Raw genomic sequence first — 4007 nt, forward strand, 5'->3', positions numbered from 1 at the left:
ACCACGAACTACAACAGCCAAACAAAAATTAAAAGTCATCAACGAACTCAGCAGTGCCGGTGTACGCATGGGTATTATGATGGGCCCAATGATACCCGGATTGAACGACCACGAAATGCAACGCATTATGAAAGCGGCCGCAGACAATGGCGCAACCTTTACGGCGTACACTTTCATCCGATTAAATGGCGCTATTAAATTTTTATTTCACGATTGGTTGTATAAAAATTTTCCTAACCACGCCGATAAAGTGTGGCATTTAATAGAACAAAGCCACGATGGTAAAGTAAACGACACCCGCTGGGGCGTACGCATGCGTGGCGAGGGCAGCATTGCCGACATGGTAGCGCAGACCTACAAAAAATACGGCAAGCTGTATAACATGAATGCCGAAGAATGGCATTTGGATACCAGTAAGTTTAGAGTGCCGGGTGGGCAGGGTAAGTTGTTTTAATTTTTTTAAAATATACATATGAAAGGCATTACAAGAGAATATTTATTACATGTGATCAATGACTGTATCAAGATCACTATTCATTACCGCAGAAAAATAGCCGAAAATTATTTTGCAAAAGAAATTATTGAAGTTACTGAAGAGGAGCTCATCGATTTTATCGCCACCATTCCGTACTTCTCCATTGAGCTTAAAGATTTTTTAATGGGTAACTTAACTGTGCAAACAATTATTATTAGCCAGCATTGGGAAAAAGATTTTGCAAGAAAAAGTATTACCTGGGCCACTAATCCAGCATGGACAGAAACAGATATGTCTTTTTTGGCAAAAAGTTTTAAAAATGTGGTGATTGTTGATGCGTTGACAATGCCGTATTAGAAACTACAAGTTTTGTAAGCCTTGCAGATATGGTTGCACAGACTTGTAAAAAAATACGGCAAGTTTTATAAGATGAATGCCGAAGAAAGGAGTTTAGATACGGGTAAGTTTAGAGTGGCGGGTGGGCATGGGAAGTTGTTTTGAGAAAATTAAAGAATCGAATTGCTTAAATTCATTTAATTTATAGTTATTTTGCTGTTAAGCAACTAATATCAAATTTTGATTGCCTAAAAGAACTAATGTGAATAATCAAACTAAAGAATTACTAGAGAAAATTTCTGACAAGGCTGATTGGGGGCTTAGTTTGGTTACAAAAGAGACGTTAAAACCTTCTTCTAAAATTTCGATTTCTTCTTTTAAAAAGCAAATAGCTACATCTGTAATAAATGCGAAACTACTACCAATTGACTCTATCAATTTTTCGGGTGAAAATCCCTTCATTTATATTAAACAGCTAAAGGAATTTAATCCAACTCAAGTAAGAGAATTACATCGTAAAATATGGAATGAAGGAAGAACCCCTCTGCTAGGTATTATTACTCCCACTGAAATTCGGTTATACGATTGTTTCGACTTTCCAGCAGATACAGAAGTTGAATTAGATAAATGCCGAATTGGAAAAATTTATAGAAACACTAAACAAGATATAGAGGAGTTAGCCGTGCTGTTGCATCAATCAAAAATTGATAGTGGATTAATATGGGATGAGCCCTTGGGGAAAAATATTAAAACGAAAAATAGGGTTGACAGAAAGCTGGTTGAAAATTTAGCAATTGCAAGAGAAAAATTGCACAGTCAATATAAAATGCCTTTTAATGTAGTACATGATTTATTAGGTAGAAGTTTATTTACTTTATACTTACAGGATAGGGGTATTTTAAAACCGGAGAACTATCCTCAAAAGAAAAGTGTTTCAGATTTTTTTGAATTACTGGATTACCCGAAAGCAACAATTGAGCTTTTTGATTATCTTAAAAGAAAATTTAATGGTGACCTTTTTCCTGTTACTGAGGAGGAAAGAATATTAATTGAAAATAACCCACAAGCACTTCTTTTAATAAAAGATTGTTTTATTGGAAGTGATTTGATATCTAATCAGCTTTCATTTAATTGGCGGCTGTTTCAATTTCAGTATATACCTATTGAATTAATAAGTTCTATTTACGAAGAGTTTATGAGTGTAGAGGATGAGGAGCATATTGGATTTAAAAAAGAGCAAAAGAAAAAAAATGACGGCGCTTTTTATACGCCACCAATGCTTGTAGAATTTGTTTTAAATGAAGTGTTACCATACCCTGATGAAAATAATAAGCGTTATGATTTGAAAATACTGGACCCGGCATGTGGTAGCGGAATCTTTTTGGTGGAAAGCTATAAGAGACTTATTGCCCGTTGGAAATATTCGAATAAAAAACCAGAAATAACAGAGGAAGTTTTAGAGGAACTTCTGTTAAATAACATTTATGGTATAGAATATGATGCGGAAGCTATAAAGGTGGCAGCATTCAGCCTTTATCTTACTTATCTGGATTATATAAGACCAACTAAAGTATTAGATAAAGATGCCCGTTTTGAACCCTTAATTCGCTGGAAGGATAAACAAACTAAAGGAAACAAAAAGCAAGGAAATAGCCTTTTCCAGTTTAGTACATTTTCAAAAGAATTAACGGTTTTTGAAAATGAATTTGATTTGGTCGTTGGAAATCCGCCTTGGTTACGAGGGGGGTTAAAGAAAGATGTAGAGGATTATATAAATAATAATAATTTGCCCAAGGATATAGTTTGTGCTTATTTAGATTATATTCCTAAAGTAACGCCTAATGCAATAATTGCTTTAATTACAAAATCAAAAGTTTTTTTCAACACATCATTATTAAGTGAGCAATTTAAATATGATTTATTCACTCGAAATAATGTAGAGTCAGTAATTAATTTTTCTGTTGTTCGCAATGTTATTTTTGAAAACGCTAGAGCTGCAGCGGCTGTACTGATCTATAGTAAAAGAAAAAATACAAACACTCCCAAAAGCTATGTAATTTATTGTGTACCCAAGAGTGAATTAATTATTAAAAATAGGCGAAGTATAGTTATTGATGCTTCTGAAGTAAAATTTATCCCTTTAGTTGAAATACTTAAAGATAAATCAAAGGCTTTTAAAATTGCAATGTGGGGTAATTTAAGGGATTTGAAATTGATTGAGAAACTAAATACGTACGGTGGGATTATAAAAAAAGTATCTGAAGAAAATCACGGCATGGGATTAATAAAAGATAAATCGGCTAAAAAAAAAGGAAATCTTCATCTATCCAATCACCTTTTCCTTGATACAAATTCAATCCAGCCTTATTATACGAGCTCTAAAAAATTATCTAAATTAGGTCATGCTCATAAGTTGTATAGGACAGATTTGCGTAAACAACTATATGACTCACCGCTTTTACTTTTTAAAGAAGGGGCTTCAGAAAAAATCTGTACTTCGCTAATTGATTTTAAATGCGTTTTTCAAAGTTCTGCCTTGGGAGTAAGATTCAAAGACGTTGGAGTTGGTTTCTACAAGGCAATGATTGTTTGTCTTAATTCTACATTAGCAACTTACTATTACTTAATGACAAGCTCTTCATTGGGTGTTGATAGAGAAAGAGTTCAAAAAAACGAGATATTAGAATTCCCTTCCTTTCTTTTCCATTTTAACGAAAATGTTATTGCTATTTTAGCATCTTTATTTGATAAGATATATAGTTTTAAATTAAGCAAAAATGAAGCATTTGAAAGAGTAAATATTGAAAAACTTCAGGAAAACATTGACCAAATTATTTATAAAGAATTAAATTTTTCAGTGAATGAAATTGCTTTAATAAATGACGCACTTAATTTTAGTGTTGCTTTACGTAGCAGATACACGGAGAATAAAGCTGAAAGTTCTGTAATTTTCGATAAGGAACTTTTACTGTACGCCAGAATTTTAGCAAAAACAATTACCTCATCTTTGAAGAATAGTAAAAAAGGCGCTTGGGTTGAAGTGCTTGATACTGGTACCTCTAAGCAGCCAATAAATATTGTTGCAGTTCATTTCGACAATGATAAGGAGTTTGGTTCTGCAAAAATTTCCACAATAAATGATATCTCTAAACTAATTCAGCAAATTAATATTGATAGCTACCAAAAACTAAAATCA

3 protein-coding genes are annotated in these 4007 nt (G+C 33.0%); all 3 read left to right on the forward strand.

What is annotated here, in order from left to right; genetic code table 11:
- Positions 1–454 (forward strand): radical SAM family protein (locus ACY65O_RS06440; protein WP_462220031.1); only part of this gene is annotated, 454 nt, incomplete at its 5' end.
- Between the two features lie 18 nt (positions 455–472).
- Positions 473–832 carry a hypothetical protein gene (locus ACY65O_RS06445; protein ID WP_462220032.1) on the forward strand — a complete coding sequence of 120 codons (360 nt, stop codon included), beginning with the start codon at positions 473–475 and terminating at the stop codon, positions 830–832.
- A gap of 241 nt (positions 833–1073) precedes the next feature.
- On the forward strand, positions 1074–4007 hold a 2934-nt coding region (locus ACY65O_RS06450), incomplete at its 3' end, for an HsdM family class I SAM-dependent methyltransferase (protein WP_462220033.1).

The organism is Ferruginibacter sp., assembly GCF_031430955.1.
Lineage (GTDB): Bacteria > Bacteroidota > Bacteroidia > Chitinophagales > Chitinophagaceae > Ferruginibacter.

Coding starts and splice junctions, on each gene's coding strand:
- ACY65O_RS06445 (WP_462220032.1), top strand. CDS start 473: ATGAAAGGCATTACAAGAGAATATTTATTACATGTGATCAATGACTGT.